Source organism: Candidatus Jidaibacter acanthamoeba (assembly GCF_000815465.1).
Taxonomy (GTDB): domain Bacteria; phylum Pseudomonadota; class Alphaproteobacteria; order Rickettsiales; family Midichloriaceae; genus Jidaibacter; species Jidaibacter acanthamoebae.
In genome coordinates this window covers 1-17,737 of record NZ_JSWE01000145.1, presented here as the reverse complement: position 1 = coordinate 17,737, position 17,737 = coordinate 1, and the positions used below count along the sequence as shown (strand labels likewise).

General features: G+C 32.4%; 17 protein-coding genes. 11 read left to right on the top strand and 6 right to left on the bottom strand.

All coding sequences use genetic code 11. The annotated features are described in order from the left end of the window. The first annotated feature begins 25 nt into the window (after positions 1 to 25). Positions 26 to 388: an IS630 transposase-related protein gene (locus tag NF27_RS13040; protein ID WP_039457698.1), complete on the top strand. Its 363-nt coding sequence runs from the start codon at positions 26 to 28 to the stop codon at positions 386 to 388. Continuing rightward, positions 361 to 846: an IS630 family transposase gene (locus NF27_RS13035; RefSeq protein WP_053332675.1), complete on the top strand. Its 486-nt coding sequence runs from the start codon at positions 361 to 363 to the stop codon at positions 844 to 846. The genes NF27_RS13040 and NF27_RS13035 overlap by 28 nt, the downstream gene beginning before the upstream one ends. A 244-nt stretch (positions 847 to 1,090) precedes the next feature. Here the strand turns inward: NF27_RS13035 and NF27_RS07345 are convergent, their stop codons facing one another. The 5 genes from NF27_RS07345 to rfbA all read right to left on the bottom strand — a co-directional run bounded on the left by NF27_RS07345 (position 1,091) and on the right by rfbA (position 5,730). Continuing rightward, positions 1,091 to 1,315, bottom strand: a complete 225-nt coding sequence (locus NF27_RS07345; RefSeq protein ID WP_039457695.1) for a hypothetical protein — start codon at positions 1,313 to 1,315, stop codon at positions 1,091 to 1,093. A 138-nt stretch (positions 1,316 to 1,453) separates the two neighbouring features. Beyond that, positions 1,454 to 2,188 (bottom strand): ABC transporter ATP-binding protein, encoded by a 735-nt coding sequence (locus NF27_RS07340; protein WP_039457692.1) that lies wholly within the window; start codon positions 2,186 to 2,188, stop codon positions 1,454 to 1,456. A 1-nt stretch (position 2,189) separates the two neighbouring features. Further along, on the bottom strand, positions 2,190 to 2,996 hold the full coding sequence (locus tag NF27_RS07335; RefSeq protein ID WP_039457689.1) for an ABC transporter permease: 807 nt from the start codon (positions 2,994 to 2,996) through the stop codon (positions 2,190 to 2,192). 228 nt (positions 2,997 to 3,224) lie between these two features. After that, the gene (locus NF27_RS07330; protein WP_084212879.1) at positions 3,225 to 4,772 is read right to left on the bottom strand and encodes a DegT/DnrJ/EryC1/StrS family aminotransferase; all 1,548 of its coding nucleotides are present in this window, start codon (positions 4,770 to 4,772) and stop codon (positions 3,225 to 3,227) included. Next, entirely contained in the window at positions 4,762 to 5,730 is a 969-nt protein-coding gene (gene rfbA, locus NF27_RS07325) for a glucose-1-phosphate thymidylyltransferase RfbA (RefSeq protein WP_458692789.1), read from the bottom strand. The genes NF27_RS07330 and rfbA overlap by 11 nt, the downstream gene beginning before the upstream one ends. 15 nt (positions 5,731 to 5,745) lie before the next feature. Here rfbA and rfbB point away from each other — a divergent pair, with 15 nt between their 5' ends. From rfbB to NF27_RS07280, 9 genes are all read left to right on the top strand, one after another. Beyond that, positions 5,746 to 6,747 (top strand): dTDP-glucose 4,6-dehydratase, encoded by a 1,002-nt coding sequence (gene rfbB / locus NF27_RS07320; RefSeq protein ID WP_053332674.1) that lies wholly within the window; start codon positions 5,746 to 5,748, stop codon positions 6,745 to 6,747. Between the two features lie 52 nt (positions 6,748 to 6,799). Beyond that, positions 6,800 to 8,167 carry a hypothetical protein gene (locus tag NF27_RS07315; protein WP_039457687.1) on the top strand — a complete coding sequence of 456 codons (1,368 nt, stop codon included), beginning with the start codon at positions 6,800 to 6,802 and terminating at the stop codon, positions 8,165 to 8,167. A gap of 1 nt (position 8,168) precedes the next feature. Beyond that, a complete protein-coding gene (locus NF27_RS07310; protein ID WP_039457685.1) occupies positions 8,169 to 10,460 on the top strand; it encodes a glycosyltransferase in 2,292 nt (763 codons plus the stop codon). Positions 10,461 to 10,784: 324 nt separating this feature from the next. Next, positions 10,785 to 11,066, top strand: a complete 282-nt coding sequence (locus NF27_RS07305; RefSeq protein WP_161791832.1) for an MFS transporter — start codon at positions 10,785 to 10,787, stop codon at positions 11,064 to 11,066. A 30-nt stretch (positions 11,067 to 11,096) separates the two neighbouring features. Beyond that, positions 11,097 to 11,399, top strand: coding sequence for an MFS transporter (locus tag NF27_RS07300; protein WP_204367880.1), 303 nt, complete (start codon positions 11,097 to 11,099; stop codon positions 11,397 to 11,399). A 486-nt stretch (positions 11,400 to 11,885) separates the two neighbouring features. Next, on the top strand, positions 11,886 to 12,377 hold the full coding sequence (locus tag NF27_RS11300) for a hypothetical protein (RefSeq protein ID WP_152606870.1): 492 nt from the start codon (positions 11,886 to 11,888) through the stop codon (positions 12,375 to 12,377). Between the two features lie 272 nt (positions 12,378 to 12,649). Continuing rightward, entirely contained in the window at positions 12,650 to 14,587 is a 1,938-nt protein-coding gene (locus NF27_RS07290; protein ID WP_039457677.1) for a hypothetical protein, read from the top strand. 398 nt (positions 14,588 to 14,985) lie between these two features. Further along, entirely contained in the window at positions 14,986 to 16,515 is a 1,530-nt protein-coding gene (locus NF27_RS07285; protein ID WP_161791831.1) for a phosphoethanolamine transferase, read from the top strand. 597 nt (positions 16,516 to 17,112) lie between these two features. Continuing rightward, positions 17,113 to 17,550: a hypothetical protein gene (locus NF27_RS07280; protein ID WP_039457671.1), complete on the top strand. Its 438-nt coding sequence runs from the start codon at positions 17,113 to 17,115 to the stop codon at positions 17,548 to 17,550. Here NF27_RS07280 and NF27_RS12520 read toward each other — a convergent pair. After that, on the bottom strand, positions 17,547 to 17,737 hold a 191-nt coding region (locus NF27_RS12520; RefSeq protein ID WP_039454516.1), incomplete at its 5' end, for a hypothetical protein. The two genes, NF27_RS07280 and NF27_RS12520, sit on opposite strands and share 4 nt — an antisense overlap.

Here is a 17,737-nt window from a genome sequence, read left to right as displayed (position 1 = left end):
ATAAGGTAAATAAAAAAGAAAAACGATGTCAACAAGTCCATATAGTTTAGATCTAAGAGAGAAAGTAATAAGATACTTGGAAGCTGGGAATAGGCAAAGGGAAGCAGCAAAAGTATTCAATTTGAACAAGACCACAGTAAACAAATGGCATGTTAGGTATAAGAGCAAAGGGCATTTTTGTGCTCGAAAGCGACCGGGTGCGAAGCCAAGAATAGATATTGAAAAATTTATAAGGTATGTAGAGGAGAACCTGAATGCTAGAGCGGAAGATATAGGCAAAGCATTTGGGATGAGTAGCGGAGGAGGGATTTACTGGTTGAAAAAGCTAGGATTTATCTATAAAAAAAAGCCTTTACCTATGTGGAAGCTAGTGAAAAGAGGAGATTAGAATACTTAGACTCTATTAAAGCAATAGATAGAGATAAGCTTGTATACATTGATGAAAGCGGGATAGATGTAAATATATGTAAGGATAGAGGGTGGGGCATGAAAGGGATCCCACTCAGAGGGAAAAGGAGTGGAAAGTATTATCAAAGGACGAATATAGTTGCCGGATTAAATGCTAATCAAGTTGTAGCTCCTTGTGTTTTTAACGGCTCTTGTAACAGTGAGGTTTTTGAGAATTGGGTAGAGCAGTTTTTGATTAGAAAATTAAAACCAGGCCAAGTAGTAATAATGGATAATGCTTCTTTTCATAAATCTCAAAGGAGCAAACAATTAATTGAGTCAGTTGGTTGCAGAGTTATATTCCTACCTCCTTACTCACCGGATCTAAATCCGATAGAGAAATTTTGGGCTAATATGAAACGTTGGATTAAACAACAAATTAAAAAACATCTCCATTAATATGATGCAATCTCTGCATTCTTCCTTGTACCATAAATTAACTAATTTTACTATAATATTCCGACTCAACAAAAATACGGGTACAAAATTGAAAAAAAGGATCTTTATAATGTAAATCATCAGACTTAGAAAACATAAACCCATAAGCAATATAAGTTATTTTACTATACTGAGATACAATGGAAGCAGTATAATGATCTACTCTTAAACAATTGTAAGGATGTGGAAATAATACTAACTCCGGTTATAAAGTGTTTAAATCAATATAATGATTTCCTTTTATACCAGAAATGAAATTGATACTATTTTCTTTTAAAAAGTTTGTAATTCCAATATATTTATTCTCTAGAGAACCTGTTTGTCTTGCGCCATTCATCGGGCAAATTAAAATGCTTAATTTTAATTTCTTACTATCTTTTAATGACTCATAAACTGTTTTAAAATTAGCCCATACTTCAATATTTTCCAAATAAATATTATATGTTTCTCAATTTCTGTCTGACCAAACGAAGCTTGCAGTATACTTTTTTAATTAGTAATAACATAATAAGCTTTTTTAATTCTCTTTAAAATTAGTGTTTTTCTACCGCAAGCCGTGAATGAAATATTATATAGTAACTTTTTCGAGCACATTATTAATATCACCTAATTCCATTATTTCCCCATGTTTCATATATATAGCTTTATTACAAAATTTTTGTAGCAATGAAGTATCATGGGAAGAAAGTATCATGATTTTTGACTGCCCTATTAATTTACTTACTCTCTGCTTAGCTTTTTCCATAAAATTCTTATCTCCCACCCCTATCATCTCATCTAATATTAAGATTTCAGGTTCAATACAAGTGGAAACCGCAAAAGCTAAACGTAAATACATACCTGAAGAATAAGTTCTGAGCGGCATATTTATAAATTCTTCAAGAGCTGCAAACTGAATGATTTCCTCTGCTTTTTGTTCTATCTCTTTAGGAGTCATGCCCATAAATATTCCCCTTAAAAGAATATTTTCATATCCGGTAGCCTCTGCATCCATTCCTAACTGTATATCAGTTAAAGAAGATATTTTCCCTTTAATTTCTATAGAGCCGGCTGTAGGCTCATATATTCCCGACAATACTCTAAGTAATGTTGTTTTACCTGCGCCATTATGCCCAATTACCGCAACTCTATCTCCTTCATTAATCTCTAAGTTAATATTTGATAAAGCTCTAACTACTACTCTATCATGGCTCTGTTCAATCCTTCCTCCTATAGTACTAAGAATATGCCCCCTTAAGGAACGCGATTTAGCATTATATATAGGGAAATCAACATTAACGGACTGCAACTTAATATATGACATTTTACAACCAATATATAATGCGTTTACGATATTTAGTAAAAACCATCATAGCAATTATAAGGCCTATAATTGTAATACCTGAAGCAATAATCCAATACATAGGTGGTATGGTGCTCCCAAGTATTGGATTTCTTACTAAAGAAAGAAAAATATAGAAAGGATTCATTTGTAACCACCATCTTATATTTTCCGGCATATACTCTATTTTCCAAAATACAGGGGTAATATACAATATAATTTGCATTAAGCTCGGTATTATATTTTGTAAGTCTCTAAACCTAGCTCCGATTACACCCAAAAGTAAAGAAATCCAAATGCCATTTATGATAAATAAAGATAGTCCTAAAAAGCTTTGTAAAATACCAAGCATACTTATATGAATATTAGGAGCATTAAATAAGATAATGATAGGTAATATTATTAAGTTATGCCCTAATATTACTATGTTCCTGGATACGTTTACATATGCAAATGTGCTTTTAGGTAAGGCAACCTGTTTGAGGTAATGCTCTGCAGTAATGAAGATGCTGCTGCTATCATTGATGATTGAATTAATACAGTTCCAAAAAACCATACCTGACGCTACATATAATAAATAACTTGAAATTGGTAACTTAAAAAGATAAGACCAAACAATACCTAATGCAAATATATTAATTGCGGTAGTAAGCGTGAGCCAAAATTGTCCTAAAGTTGATCTTCGGTAACGTTGTTTAATAAGTATTGTACTTATTGCATACCACATATGCCAATTTTTGAAACCTTGGGATAGATCCGTAATTGCTTTTTTAAATTCGCAGTTATTCATTATCAAGCTAAATGCAGTTCTGAAAATTATTCTCGTGATATAAGCTATTAATGCATTATTGTCAACTTATTGGCATGTCTTTATAATGGTTGTAACTTTATAATCTTATAGGTAAAATTTAATTCCAAACTTTTTATACCTAAGCTTTTACCTTGTCTTATCTTATCCCAGCATAGTTAGATAATTATCCTATCATCATAATATAGTTTTAAGTATTAATAAAATTAGTTACTTATTGTTATCAAAAAAAGTTTTAACCATACTGGCTACATATTCAATTTCTACCTTGCTGTGGTACGGATCCAACGGCAAGCTAATTATCTCATTTGATAGGCTTTCAGAGACAGGAAAATCTCCTTGGGTGTATTCTAAATTTCTATAACATACCTGTAAGTGAATAGGTACCGGATAATGAATATTATAACCAACTTTATGGGCTTTTAGCCATTCGATAAGCAAAGGGCGTTTATTATTAAGAACGCGGATTGTATAAACATGCCATACCGGTTTTGCCCATTCCGGAACATATGGTAATACTAGATCTTCAATATTATTCAATTGTTCATAATAAATTTTAGCTAACTGTGCCCTGTTTTGATTCCAGTCTTCTAAGTATTTTAGTTTTGTGCTTAAAAGTTTGGCTTGTATCTCATCCAGCCTGGAATTAGTTCCCAATAAAGTATGGTGATACTTTTCCGAAGATCCGTAATTGCTTAAACAGCGTAACTTCTTAGCTAGTTCAGCATCATTAGTTGTGATCATACCTCCATCACCAAAACCCCCAAGGTTTTTAGTAGGGTAAAAACTAAAACCTGCAGCATCTCCTAATGAGCCGCATCTTCTACCTTTATACTCAGCACCATGCGCTTGGGCAGCATCCTCAAATACTTTAAGGTTATATTGTTTAGCTACTGTGTTGATCAAGTCCATGTCTGCCGGTTGTCCGTATAAATGGACAAGGGCTATAGCTTTAGTTCTGGGAGTAATAGCACTTTTTAATTTTTCAATGTCTATATTATATGTTGTTTCATCAACATCAACCAGTACCGGATCGGCTCCTATTTTAGATATCCCTAAGGCAGTAGCTATAAAACTATTACAGGGCACTATAACCTCATCTCCTTCTCCAATACCCCAAGCTTGCATAGTAATTGAAATAGCATCCAGACCATTTCCTACTCCTATAGCAAAATTCACGCCGCAATACTTTGCAAACTCTTGCTCAAAATTTGATAACTCTGAACCGCTAATATAGCAACCTGACTTTAGTACTTCTTCACATCCTACTAATAACTCTTGCCCTATATGGTCGTAATATCTTTTTAAATCCAAAAAAGGTACTGCTTGAAGCTTAGTATTTTGTTCCTGTTCCCACTTTTTAAATTCTTCCAGGCTACGAATATAATCATTTTCATCAAAAACTTCGGAAGCAAGAACTAAGCAAACCGTGTTAGGTGCAAAATCCGTTATCTCACGCCAATAACCCGGAGGAACAAGCACCGCAGAACTAGGCTGATCTAAGTAGAATTGGTGCTTTTCTCCTTTGCCGATAAAGGTAAGTTTAAAACTACCTGCAATGGGTATCATGCACTGCCATAATGTCTTATGAGCATGAAATCCCCGAGCTATATTCTCATGATTATTATATATATAGTATATACGCTTGATGGTAAAAGGAAAATCTTGCTGGAATTGTGCAGAAGTGAGAATACCTCTTTCATCTTCTATACTTTTTAAACTTATTTGGGTAGGTGTATTGCACAAATTATTTTTCATTTAGTACCTGGAGTAGATATTTTTTATATATAGAACCATCCTTATATTGTTTAGTAAGTGCTTTAAAAGCTTCTTTTGATATGAACCCTTTACGTAGCGCTACTTCTTCTAAGCACCCGAGCTTTAATCCCTGATGCTTTTCAATCATGCTTATTAATAAAGTTGCATCAAGTAATGCCTCAGGCGTACCGGCATCAAGCCAAGTTGTCCCTCTGGGTAAAGTAATTACTGATAGCTCTCTTTTTTGTAAATACAACATATTTAAATCAGTGATTTCCAGCTCTCCGCGTTGGGAAGGTTCAAGCATTTTCGAGTATTTTACTACAGTATTATCATAAAAATATAGCCCTACTACAGCATAGTTTGATTTAGGGTTTTTCGGTTTTTCTTCTAAAGAGAGAACTTTTAAGGAATCGTCAAATTCTACTACCCCGAAACGCTCAGGGTCTGAGACATGGTGAGCTAATATTTTTGCGCCTTGAAGAGGTTGGTTAACCGCTTCTTTTAGTATGGAAAATTGATGCCCCATTGAGAATATATTATCTCCAAGTATAAGGCATACATTATCACTCCCTATAAATTGTTCCCCAATAATAAAAGCTTCCGGAATACCATTCGGGGCAGATTGTTCGGCATACCGGAGCTTAATACCTAAATCACTACCGTCACCTAAAAATAATTCTATTGAGGGTAAATCCTGTGGAGTGCTGATAATAAGTATATCAGTAATATCAAGCATCATGAGCATTGATAGCGGGTAGCATATCATTGGCTTATCATACACAGGTACCAATTGTTTACTTATTACTTTAGTAATTGGGTAAAGCCTGGTTCCGCTTCCTCCGGCTAATATAATTCCTTTCATATCTAATAATATGTTATTATATTTTTCTAAAAAAATCTTGCATGCTGCATTATATATACTATAGAAAATTAAGTCATTAATAAAATTCAACATATAGTATGCCATATTATGATCAATAAAAATATACTAGTTACCGGAGGAGCGGGATTTATCGGGAGCCATTTTGTAGATTCGGCTTTAGATAAAGGCTTTAATGTAGTAGTTTTAGATGCCTTAACTTATGCAGCTAATTTAAATAACCTCAAGCATGCTCAAAACCATAAAAATTTCCACTTCATACAAGGTGATATCAGCGATCAGAAGCTAGTCAGCGACTTATTAGTAAAACATAAGATTATGAAGATATTTAATTTCGCTGCTGAAACACATGTAGATAATTCTATATATAATCCTGAAGTATTTATCACTACTAATATAGTGGGGACTTCAAAGTTATTAAGCTCCTCTCTCAATTATTGGCAAACTTTAGAGAATAAAAATGATTTTAGATTTATTCATGTTTCAACTGATGAAGTGTTCGGAGATTTAAAAGAGGGCGAACCTGCATTTCATGAATCAACTTCTTATTCTCCTAACTCTCCTTACTCTGCTTCAAAAGCCGCAAGTGATCATCTTGTGCGCGCTTGGGGGAAAACTTATAAATTACCTGTCATAACAACTTATTGTTCAAACAATTATGGTTCTCGACAACATTCGGAGAAACTTATCCCGTATATGATTAAATGTGCCTTGGCTGACAAGCCTTTACCGATATACGGTTCCGGACGAAACATAAGAGACTGGTTATATGTTAAAGACCATTGCAGGGGAGTTTTATTAGCAGGCTTAAAAGGAAAGCCGGGTGAAACCTATTGTTTTGGAGGAAATAATCAAATAACGAATTTGGAAATTGTAAACCATATTTGTAAAATATTAGATAATTTAAAACCAAGAAGTGATGGCGACTCATATTCAAAGCTGATTAGTTTTGTAAAAGACAGGCCAGGTCATGATCTTCGTTATCATGTTAATTTTACTAAGGCGTCTGAAGAACTTGGATATAAACCCGAGCAAAATTTTGAGAAACTTTTAAAAAAAACTATTAATTATTATATAAATGATTTGCAATGAATTTTAAATCTTTGTAAATTATTTTAAATAAAAAAAATTGATATAAGGCGAAATGATTAAAGAAGATATAAAAAGCTCTACATTAAATGGAAGAGGTATGAGAGATTATTATGCATATGCTTTGCTTTTATTTTTTGCTGTCGTAAATTATATATCAGGTTACCCGGGGGGGATGACCAGTGATTCAACAGACCAATTCGCTCAAAGTATTAGTTATAGCTTTAATTCACACCATCCGCCTATAATGTCAATGTTATGGTCTGTTTTCAACCATATCACTCAAGGGCCGCAATTAATGTTAGCATTCCATGTAGTATTATTGTGGAGTAGCGCCCTAATTTTTTATAAGTCCTTTAAGCATAAATATCCTAAGCTTGCGTTATTGTTTATTGTTATACCTTTATTTCCGGCAATTCTATCCCAATCTACAATGATATGGAAAGACATCAGCTTCTCTTTGACATTTTTATTGGCAATCTCTATTGCTTGCTATTATACCATGGCAAAAAAAAAGCCCTCCGTTTTTGTAAATTTTTTTTTGCTGATTATTATTTTTTATGGTACGGGCGTAAAATTTCAAGCTAAGTTCATTGCCCCTATAATCATAGTATGGCTAGTATGGCTTAACTATAAAGCTCCAATAAAAAAAATTTTATTTCTTACCATGCTCGGGAGTAGCTTAGTTATAGGAGGTAACATCTGTGTTATTAAATTTTTCTCAAAAGAGAGTCCTTCGGAGCAGTTAAGACAAATATTTGATATAGCAGGAATAAGTGTAATTATCGATCAAAACCTTTTTCCTGATTTTATACAAAATAATCCTCTGTTTTCATGGGAAAAAGTAAAGCAAAATTATACTCCTGAACTAGTAAACGCTTTAGTTTATTCTCCTGATACCAAAATATTTAACATGACTAACTCTCAAGCGGATATAGATGAGCTAAACAAAGCTTTATTTAACGGTATTACGAGACATCCTTTAGCCTATTTAGAACATAGATTTCTCAATCTTATACATAATTTAAAAGGCAGAAAGTATCCCCATTATGCCGTAGTTGAGGAAATACATACCCAACCTTATGGAATAAAAAATAATAACAGTATGTTAAAACAAATCGTAGTAAAATACCTACGTACTGTTCCGGTATTCCTTGCTGCAAATGGCTTTGCCTTTATACTGGTCTTAGTAGGAATATGCTATTTAGCTAGGATTTATTATCAAGGCTATTTTTATTACTTTGAGGAAGCTAAAGTACTACTATTTATATTTATGATTTGTTTAGTTTTTATTATAACATTATTTTTTACAACTATGGCAGCTGACTATCGTTATTATTATATAGTGCGGCTATTAAGTTATTTTTCTATCCCAATTATATTTATATTGAGATATAATATTCGATATATTAGCAAACTTTAAAATGAATAAAAATATAGATATAAAAAAAGTACTTTTTGTTGTTGATGTGCGAGGTTGGGCTTTTGACCAAGTTGCGCAGTATGTTACCAAAATTTTACATAGTAAATATCAATGTGAAATAGTATATACTGAAGATTTTACCCCTAAATCTTTTTTAAAGTGGCTTGCTCGGCAGTCGGGATATGCTGTTGTTCATTTTTTCTATAGGGGGTACTTACTGCGTCTAATTAATGTAATAGCTAACGAATCTAAAGGTAGCGAGGAGTATATTAATTTCTTATGTAATATAGCAGTTACCACCCATGTTCCAGATCATCTTTTCATTAGTGAAAAGTTAGAAATTATTCAATATAATCCCCTATTTAAATTTATTGATAATTACTTTGTCACCTCACATAAGCTTAAAAATTTATATAAAAATATTTTACAGTATCCCTTTCCAGAGCAGGTAATATTTGACAATATTAAAATACCTGAATTTTCTACTAATAAAGAGCAGCGTGATCAACCTAGTGATATCTTACATATTTTATGGGCAGGAAATAGCGCTTGGAAAATTGACTCCGAAAAAGACTATAAGGGGCTAAATAGTATCATATTGCCTGCAATTCAAATTTTAGAGCAACGTAAAATACCTATCAAAATCAGTATCTTTGATAAAGCGAAAAGCCCGGCTTCGAAAGAAGAAATACTTACTACTTTATCTAATGCTGATATTGTATTAATTGCTTCTATTGCAGAAGGAACACCTTTACCTTTGATCGAGGCAATGGCAGCCGGTTGTGCAGTTATCTCCACTGATGTCGGTATAGTGAGAGAAGTGTTACCTGAAATTCAACAACAATTTATTGTTGCTCGTACCCCTGCTGATTTTGTACAAGCAATAGAGTATTTGCATCACAACCGCGATATATTAAACCAAATATGCCGGCAAAATATCCAATCGTATAAGAAATATTTTAATAACCCGAGCATCTACGGAAATTATTGGGATGAATTTCTCATTAAAGCTATTACTAATTCAACATCCCCGGAATCATACCAAAGAAAGGTGGATGTTATAAAAAGTTCTACAATTCTTGATAAGAAAGGTCTAACCCACAAAGCTGTAGATTCTATATATACCAAGCTACTAAGCAATAAGCAAATTAAAGCTTGTGCTACCAAAGCTTTATATAACCCTTATACAGGTAAATTAGCCCACCGGATTCTGAATGAAGTCCAAAATTTTAGATTAAAAAATAATTATAATTCTTATATTGCACAAATATTCGAGGATCTTAACAACAATGCTCTTAAGCAAGAGGTTTCTCTATGTGCAATTTTTTCTCCGTACTCACCTGGAGTTAAGCATTCTACTTTAGGACTGTTTGAAAATGCATTACCGTTTCCTTTTGCTGAGCACGAAAACCCGGAAGTGCCACAACCAAAAAAGTTAGTTGATCAAGTTGCAAGAACAATATTAGATTCAAATATAGCTAACATAATAATTTCAGGGGGTACTAATTCTCATTTACAACTAGTTAAAAGACTAAGAGAGTTATCCTTTAATAAACCTAAAATCTTTTTTTTATGGCATGGCTCTCCTGCACAATGGGTAGAGCAAAAACATTATAAACATTTTCAAGCCTGGTTTGAACTTTATCAAAGTGGGAAAATACAAGGGTTTATTACATTAAAAAAGGGGTTAGAAAAAGTTTTAGAGTGTCTCGGCATAAAATCATATTTACTACAAAATATGATACCTAATCCTGAAAACATTGTAAATAAAGCTTGGAACCATTCTGTACCTCCCTTTATTATTGGTTTATGGAGCGCTTCGTTTCAATGGGGCAAAAATATTTATCCGCAATTGCTTGCCACTAGATTAGTTCAAGAAAGTTTATTATTAACTAATGCTGATTTATCTAACATCCAATGGATGGCTGATGATAAAAAAACAAAATTTTATCCGGGAAAGATGAGCCGAGAAGACTTATTTAATAATATGGCCGGAACTCATGTAACACTTTATGCTACTCACACGGAATGCTCATCTATGATAGCTCTTGAAAGTATAAGCGTAGGTACACCATGTATTGTCGGCTCTACTTCCGGTTTATATGATGATGCCCCAATTTTATATAAAGGTCTAACGGTGAATAGAGTAGATTGCCCGCTTACTATTGCAAAGGCAATATATTCCTTGCGTAATAATCCTAAACCGATACTAGAGAGGCTTCCGCAATTTCGCATAGAGTATAACAATAAAGCAGAGGAGCTGAAAGAAAGATTTTTATCAAATATTCTATAAATTATAAACTTGAATACCAAAAAAGAATTAATTTCTTTTGCGGAGGGTTAGATTTATCTCAGTTCACAATAACAACAAAGAAATATTAGGGGTATAAAAAGGGGGAATTAGTAGTAGAAGAACCCTAAATAGACAAACTGGTTATATTTCTGATATAATGTTATTTATAATTAATTCTCCGATATAAAGGGTTGAATTGAAAAAGATCATTGTCGTTTAAACTAGAAAATTATATTTCCAGCCACTCTTTTAATCAAAGGGAAGTGCAAATTTATTGCTTAATTTTCAAATATAGTTGTCGAAGTTTATATGACAAAAGTTTTATTGCCGGCTATCTGGCTTATTGTATTAATTGTGGGTTTGCCACAACTTTCTGAAACGATTTATACCCCACCACTCCCTGATATTGCTCGTGCCTTGCAAACGTCGGAATCAATGGCAGAATACACACTAACCATTTTCCTTTTCGGCTTTGCAATCTGTATACTCTTTTGGGGAAGGCTTTCTGATAAAGTCGGGCGAAAACCCTGTGTGTTCGGAGGGGTTTTTATTTTTATGCTGGGTAGTATTGGGTGTTTTTATCCGATTCTATTACCGGGCTTATGATTAGTCGCGTTATTCGGCGGCTTTGGTTTTATGCTCTACCTATATTCTTTGCTGCCGAGAAATTGGATGGTTGCTATTACTATTATCGCACAAATGGGTATTATGTTCGGCATATGTATGGCTACCAGTAATGCCTTGGCGATCGCTCTAATCGATTATAAATGGTGTATTGGGACAGCCTCAAGCTTATTTGGGTTCTTCTATTATTGCTTAACCTCTCTGGGTACCTTAGGTATGGGTTTTTTGCATAATGGTACCTTGCTCGTAATGCTTTTATACTTCTTTGCAATCAGTACCATTATGTTAGTAGTTCAGAAGGTGGCTACGCGATAAGATAAGATATTTTAAATCGGAAGCTTTTAGACTAAACTGGGAGCTTCTTTGCATTTAATCAGTTTATACTCAAGCGCCGCAGGGCTATCCATTGTTGTTTATCTTGGAAGATAGGAGATATAAGGTTTTGAGCTTGATCGCATTTATGGTCACAGGCTCATGTTACCATAGTAAATAATTATATTAGTTATATTTTTCTAAAGCTATTTAATATTATATATATTTTTAAGTGGTTTTTTTGATAACAATAACTTACTTACAATATTTACTTACATGTAATATTAATAAAAGATTATTATAACAGATTTATAAAAATAATCATTGTTTTTTATATCAGAATAATTATATTGCATCCTATAAAATATAAATACAACTTAATTAATATATTTAGATAAATATCACTTTTCAGATATATTATATACTAAATAATTTAATTTAGTTAAGTTATGGTTTATATTTTTGCTTAACTGGATGGGTAATTATAATATGACTAGTAGTTTAAGTTTTATACAGATTTTAGATAAAGTTAGACTGAATGATGCCGGGTATGTACAGCTGGATGTAAGCACTCTATCTCTCACAGAACAAGATATAACACTATTAGCTGAATCAATCACAGGAAATACAGTTATTGGCAATGTATATTGGGGTAAAACACCTAAAGGAAGCCGGAGCTTGATTAAAAAAATAGAAGCAAAGATAGAAAGCAATAATATTAACTACCAAAAATATCCAACCGATTACATACATGTATTATTAGCAAAGCATGTGTACCAAGACAGCAAGGAAGGAGATTTAGTTAAAGTCTCTCTGGAAGAAGGAACGATAATAGATCTAAGTGATTGGAAAGTTCATAAAGTAGTCTCCGACAATGAAAAGAGTGGATATTACGGAGCTATATATATTAATGACATAACACATAAAGTAGTTTTAGCGCATAGAGGCACTGAAATTGAGCTTAAAAAAGTATTGACTTAAAAGCTGATATAAAGATCGCGCTAGGAAATAGGATTGATGAACAACAAAAATGGGCTCACAATTTAACAATAGAAGCAGCTAAGCTAACTAATGATAATAAATATGAACTCTCAACCATAGGACACTCTTTAGGAGCATGGCTATCGGCACAAAGTACATTTACAATTTGCAAAGAATATAAGAAGTATATTAAAGGTGTACTATTTGATCCACCGGGTACAAAAAGAATACTGGAAAACTTAACTTCTAATCTTGGTGAAACAGCATGTAAAATGGATAACTTGCATTTAGTAAATTACTTTTCCGCTCCTAATTTTGTGACTAGTTGCGGTAAGCATGCAACCGGGAAACATTACAGAGTATTTCCAGAGTTTGTTAAAGATGAAAACTTTGAACAATATTTTAAGGACTTCTTTACCGCAATTGGAGCAGGACATATACATAAAGGATTATCCTCTCTTAGAGGCCACTTCCTTGACGGTATAGTAAAAACCTTTAATTCCACAACTGGCAAACCTGATAAGTATGAACAAATCCTGGACTGGCCGGAAATTATAGTAGATGAAGCAAAGCTTAATACTATGAAAAACATTATTAAAAATCTTATTAGTTTTATCCCTTTTATAAAAAATATACCTTTCTTTAGTAATTGGGCAGCAAGTAAAATTAACAGGTTGAATAGTGAATACACTCTAAATAGTCTTATTGAAATACTTGGTAATGTTCTCAATGGGAATATTAAGTCTAAACAATTTTGGGAGGTTTTTAAGCATCTTGATGGCGAAACATACCATGTAAAAGCTAACTTAGATCCTTCTAAAGAATTTAATCTTAAATACATTGCTCATTACAAAACTACTACCGCATTTGATCATGGATTTCTAGATGGAAGGCTATCAACAAATGATAAACTTATAAAGAAGATAGGGTTCAAGGTAAAAGAATTAATGCAATCTAAAAAGCTAAGTGAATTTATTAAAAAGCAGCTTGAGAATATAACATCTGAATATAAAATAATCATTGATAACGAGCATAATTACCACATAGTCACTAATGATGTAAACGCGATAAGAAATAAAATTGACCGCCTTATAAAAGCTGCTCCCGAAATACTAACAGTATTACATACACTTAAAACATCCCAACCCCATGGTCAACAGAAAAGCAATCATTCTAACTATAGCAATCCTGAATTTGATACTCAATTTACTTCCAATAATGGTACTAAAAAAGTATTAAACTGCGGTTCCAATTTTGTTAAAGGATTGACAAATTATAATCATAAGTTCTTTTATGAATTTGGATCGGCTTATAAGTTTTCAGATCATAAAGGCACTCTTTATGCAAATGCTGCTATTTGTAAAGAAAACTATTTTATAGCAAAGGATGAATCATGTAACATGGTTACTGAGATGTATGGACATCCTGGGTACTTATATGCAGAGCACTTTGATAAGAAAGAAATTATACGTATTGAGCATGAATGTACTATTGATCAAAATAAAGCATGGTATCAACCCATACCTGCAAACTCGGCTACTATAAGAGATACAGTACAACTACTTCAAGAAAATTACTTAGAAAAAGGCTCTATTAAGGATCACTACTTTGTATTGACTGAGAAAGGAGCTAAGGTTGCTGAAATATATGGTAGCCCAGAACGGTTTGATATAGAGTATTTAAAAAGCTTTGGTGAAATATATTTTATTCATGATGTAACCTCTAATAACGTTGTTACCACTCATAAAGGGCTACCAAATGCAAATCAAAAACATACTTATGAGTTTGGGGCAACTTTTAAGTTTTCAGATCACAAAGGCATTGTTTATGCAAATGCTGCAGTTTGTGAGAAGAACTACTTTATAGCAAAAAATGGACTAGACCATGTGGTTGCTGAGATGTATGGACACCCTGGGTACTTATATGCAGAATATCTTGATAAACAAGAAAGTATACGTATTGAGCATGAATGTACTATTGATCAAAATAAAGCATGGTATCAACCCGTATCAGCAAATCCAGCAAATATAAGAGATACAGCACGATTACTTCAAGAAAATTTTTTAAAACAAGGTTCTATCAATGATCATTACTTTGTATTGACTGAGAAAGGAGCTAAGGTTGCTGAAATATATGGTAGCCCAGAACAGTTTGATATAGAGTATTTAAAAAGCTTTGGTGAAATATATTTTGTTCACGATATTGCTTAAATACAGGAACTGAAGGGCTAACACCAGATATTGTATATTATCTGATTTTTTATAGCTATATAAAACCATCTATAACTGCAAATAGTTGCTAACTATTGTTTGCTTAATATAACAATAAAAGAAATAGGAGAGTATACAATACACGTTATTATGTGATCAGATAAATTAGTATAAAAATACTCTTATATTTAGGTAAAACCAAAAGCCACTTTATACCAAAGCTCCCCTAGTATTTCTCCTAGCTAACATTGTTCCTTGCTGCTATATAAGAAATTATAAAATTAAATATTAAAAACTAGATGTTTTCTAAGAAAATTTTTGCGTTTAATAATAGCAATTCATTAATTGCTTCTGTTATTTATAGTATATTATTTCATCTACCAATTGTATTTAATAGGATGGCTTTAAGTGCCGGTTTTCATGATAGACATGAAGTGATTGGTATTGCACTTACAGAATTCAGTATAGCACTATTTTTCACTTACATATTGTTTTCATTAATTAGCCTGTTACGTTATTTATATATAATTCTGATACTATTATTCTTTTGCTTCGGCGGAGCTTCAAATTATTATATATATAATTTCGGCAAAGTTTTTGATATCGGAGTATTACAGGATATCATTTCTGTAGAGCTGGATTTAACCCTGGAGTATCTAAGTTTTAAATTAGTATTGTTTATCTTTATAAGCTTAGCCTTAAGCTTATTTATTATTTTTTCTAAAAAGTTTAGATTTAAGAAACCCTATCATTTGGCTTTAATAGCAACTATAATTGCTTCATATTTAGTAGCTACTTATTTTGATTATAAGAAGCATAAGTTATATATTAATCGAATAGTGCCCCAAAGCTATATGCCGTTTAATGTATTTTATAATACAGATCTTTATATGAGAAAATACGGCGTATTTAATAAGCAGAAAGCAGAGAAAGTTGACCTTACTAAAAATTTTACCTTTCAATTTCAAAATGACGGCAGCGAACCCAAAGTTATAGTGCTAGTAATCGGGGAAGCAATGCGTGGAGATATGTTTTACTTAAATGGAAAAACTAATTATCTCAATGCCCCGCAACTTTCTAAAATAAAAAATTTAAAAAGTTTTAAAGATGCTACCTCCAGCGCTTCATCCACGAGAGTAGCGCTTCCTTATATGTTAACTCGTGCTAAGTCCGGTGATTGGGAACAGGCAATATCTGAAAAAAGTATTATATCCGTGTTTAAGTCATTAGGGTTTAAAACAGCCTGGATTGGTGCTCAAGGTGCTTTTACTAATCTTGATTATACCTATGGACCTATAATTATGGAGGCAGATGAAATTATTACCAAAACAGAAATTAGAAAAGACTTGGGACAGAGCAATTTATATGATGAATATTTGCTATTATACCTGGATAAATTTTTACAAAAGAACCAAGCTGATAATTTATTTATTGTTCTTCATATGATTGGGAGCCATTGGAATTTTGACGAAAGGTATCCGGAGAAATTTAAAAATTTTACTCCGACTTGTGAGTCATCATCCCCAGCGAGTTGTGCTCACGAGCAGCTTTTAAATTCTTACCATAATACAATTTTTTATTCGGATTGGGTATTAAGCAAAATTATAGAAAGATTTGAAAATAAAAATGCTTTCTTAATGTATGCCTCGGATCATGGATTTTCGCTCTTTGAAAAACATTATTTCGGTAATGCTTATGAAGGAAAAGATGATCTTAAAGAACAATATGATATAGCGATGTTTGCTTGGGGTTCAAATAAATATATTAAAAAGAACAGCAATGCTTTTAAAGCTATAAAGTCTCAAAATAAAGTATCCCACGATTATTTATTTCATTCTCTCCTTGGCTGTTCAAATGTTGAATCAAAGGTTATTGAGCAAAATTTAAACCTTTGTTATAAAAGAAATAATGATGTAAAAAGCAAGTAGTTTGTTTAAACTCTAAAAAAGTATTTTAATAAAAATACAAAACACCTTAACTCACCCGGCGCCGAAGAGAGGATTTGAACCTCCGATCTACTGATTACGAATCGGATTTAAATCATACCAAGTTATTAAAACCCTTATACCTAAGCAATTGTAATTTATAACTTAATTGATTATGACAGTTATAATTTTCTGACTACTTCTTGTTTCGTGTACTAACTGTGTACTAAAGAAGGAGAGAATAAGTGAGAAAAACGCAAGATATTTACCACCAATAAATTGCAAGCTTTAAAAATACTACTTGAGAGGCATATCTATATTACATATGTGAGTGAATAATAAACTTGAGCGGCATTTTAATTCTTAGCTAATTTAACAAGGTATTAATAATATTTTAATAATAATTCTAAATTAGTTTAAACTAATAAAGCATGTTAACTAAAGTTTCTTCCATAATTAAATTTTTTGCTTTATAATGTGTTTAAAAGCAGCTTTCTTTCTTATATGGTTAAAAGGAAATAGAGTTACTATAACTCATCTCTTATCTCTTTAGCTATCTTGTCTTAGAAAGTACCAAACCGAAATGAGAAGTGTATAAATATGCAGGGCAGAGAAAGAGATATAAATATAAATTATATTCCTTCGAAAAGTAGAAGGTTAGATTCTATTGGGTGGTTAATACAAGGAACTGAGGTATGTGGTGCTGCTTGCTTTGATGGCGAAAGACTATTACTTGCTACTAATAGTACAAGAGAATCAGAACTGGTAAGAGATATTACTAAATTTCTTACTAATTTAAGTATAAGTGCGAAGGTACAATACAGTGAAAGTAAAGAACCTCCTGTTAACTATAGAAGATGGAAAGAAGATAATGATCAAAGAATAGAAGCTATAAAAGATAAATATTGGCACAGATTTAAAGGTATAGGAACATACTTTAGAGATTTTTCTGAGGCATTAGAAAAAGTAACAAATTCGGTTGTGTTGCAAAGAATAAAATTGAAGGAAGAAGTTATAAAATTTTATGAGGTTTTTTAGAAAATATAAGCAGGGGTAGGTAAGTTAAATTGCCTTTCAACAAAGTATTTAATATTTATAGCAGAGCTCTTAAGTAAGTGATAAAGCTGCCCCTTGAATAACATATTGATTGTCTCAATCCCTCGAATGGTATTATAAGCTGTTTTATAACTATGATAACCCATAGCATCTTTGGTTTTCCATTTTA

Excerpts from the sequence above, each read along its gene's own strand:
- rfbB (WP_053332674.1), top strand. The coding sequence starts at position 5,746 with ATGATCAATAAAAATATACTAGTTACCGGAGGAGCGGGATTTATCGGG.
- NF27_RS07310 (WP_039457685.1), top strand. The coding sequence starts at position 8,169 with ATGAATAAAAATATAGATATAAAAAAAGTACTTTTTGTTGTTGATGTG.
- NF27_RS07340 (WP_039457692.1), bottom strand. The coding sequence starts at position 2,188 with ATGTCATATATTAAGTTGCAGTCCGTTAATGTTGATTTCCCTATATAT.
- NF27_RS07330 (WP_084212879.1), bottom strand. The coding sequence starts at position 4,772 with ATGAAAAATAATTTGTGCAATACACCTACCCAAATAAGTTTAAAAAGT.
- NF27_RS07285 (WP_161791831.1), top strand. The coding sequence starts at position 14,986 with ATGGCTTTAAGTGCCGGTTTTCATGATAGACATGAAGTGATTGGTATT.
- NF27_RS13040 (WP_039457698.1), top strand. The coding sequence starts at position 26 with ATGTCAACAAGTCCATATAGTTTAGATCTAAGAGAGAAAGTAATAAGA.
- NF27_RS07280 (WP_039457671.1), top strand. The coding sequence starts at position 17,113 with ATGCAGGGCAGAGAAAGAGATATAAATATAAATTATATTCCTTCGAAA.
- rfbA (WP_458692789.1), bottom strand. The coding sequence starts at position 5,730 with ATGTTGAATTTTATTAATGACTTAATTTTCTATAGTATATATAATGCA.
- NF27_RS07315 (WP_039457687.1), top strand. The coding sequence starts at position 6,800 with ATGATTAAAGAAGATATAAAAAGCTCTACATTAAATGGAAGAGGTATG.
- NF27_RS07290 (WP_039457677.1), top strand. The coding sequence starts at position 12,650 with ATGGATAACTTGCATTTAGTAAATTACTTTTCCGCTCCTAATTTTGTG.
- NF27_RS11300 (WP_152606870.1), top strand. The coding sequence starts at position 11,886 with ATGACTAGTAGTTTAAGTTTTATACAGATTTTAGATAAAGTTAGACTG.
- NF27_RS07335 (WP_039457689.1), bottom strand. The coding sequence starts at position 2,996 with ATGAATAACTGCGAATTTAAAAAAGCAATTACGGATCTATCCCAAGGT.
- NF27_RS07300 (WP_204367880.1), top strand. The coding sequence starts at position 11,097 with ATGCTCTACCTATATTCTTTGCTGCCGAGAAATTGGATGGTTGCTATT.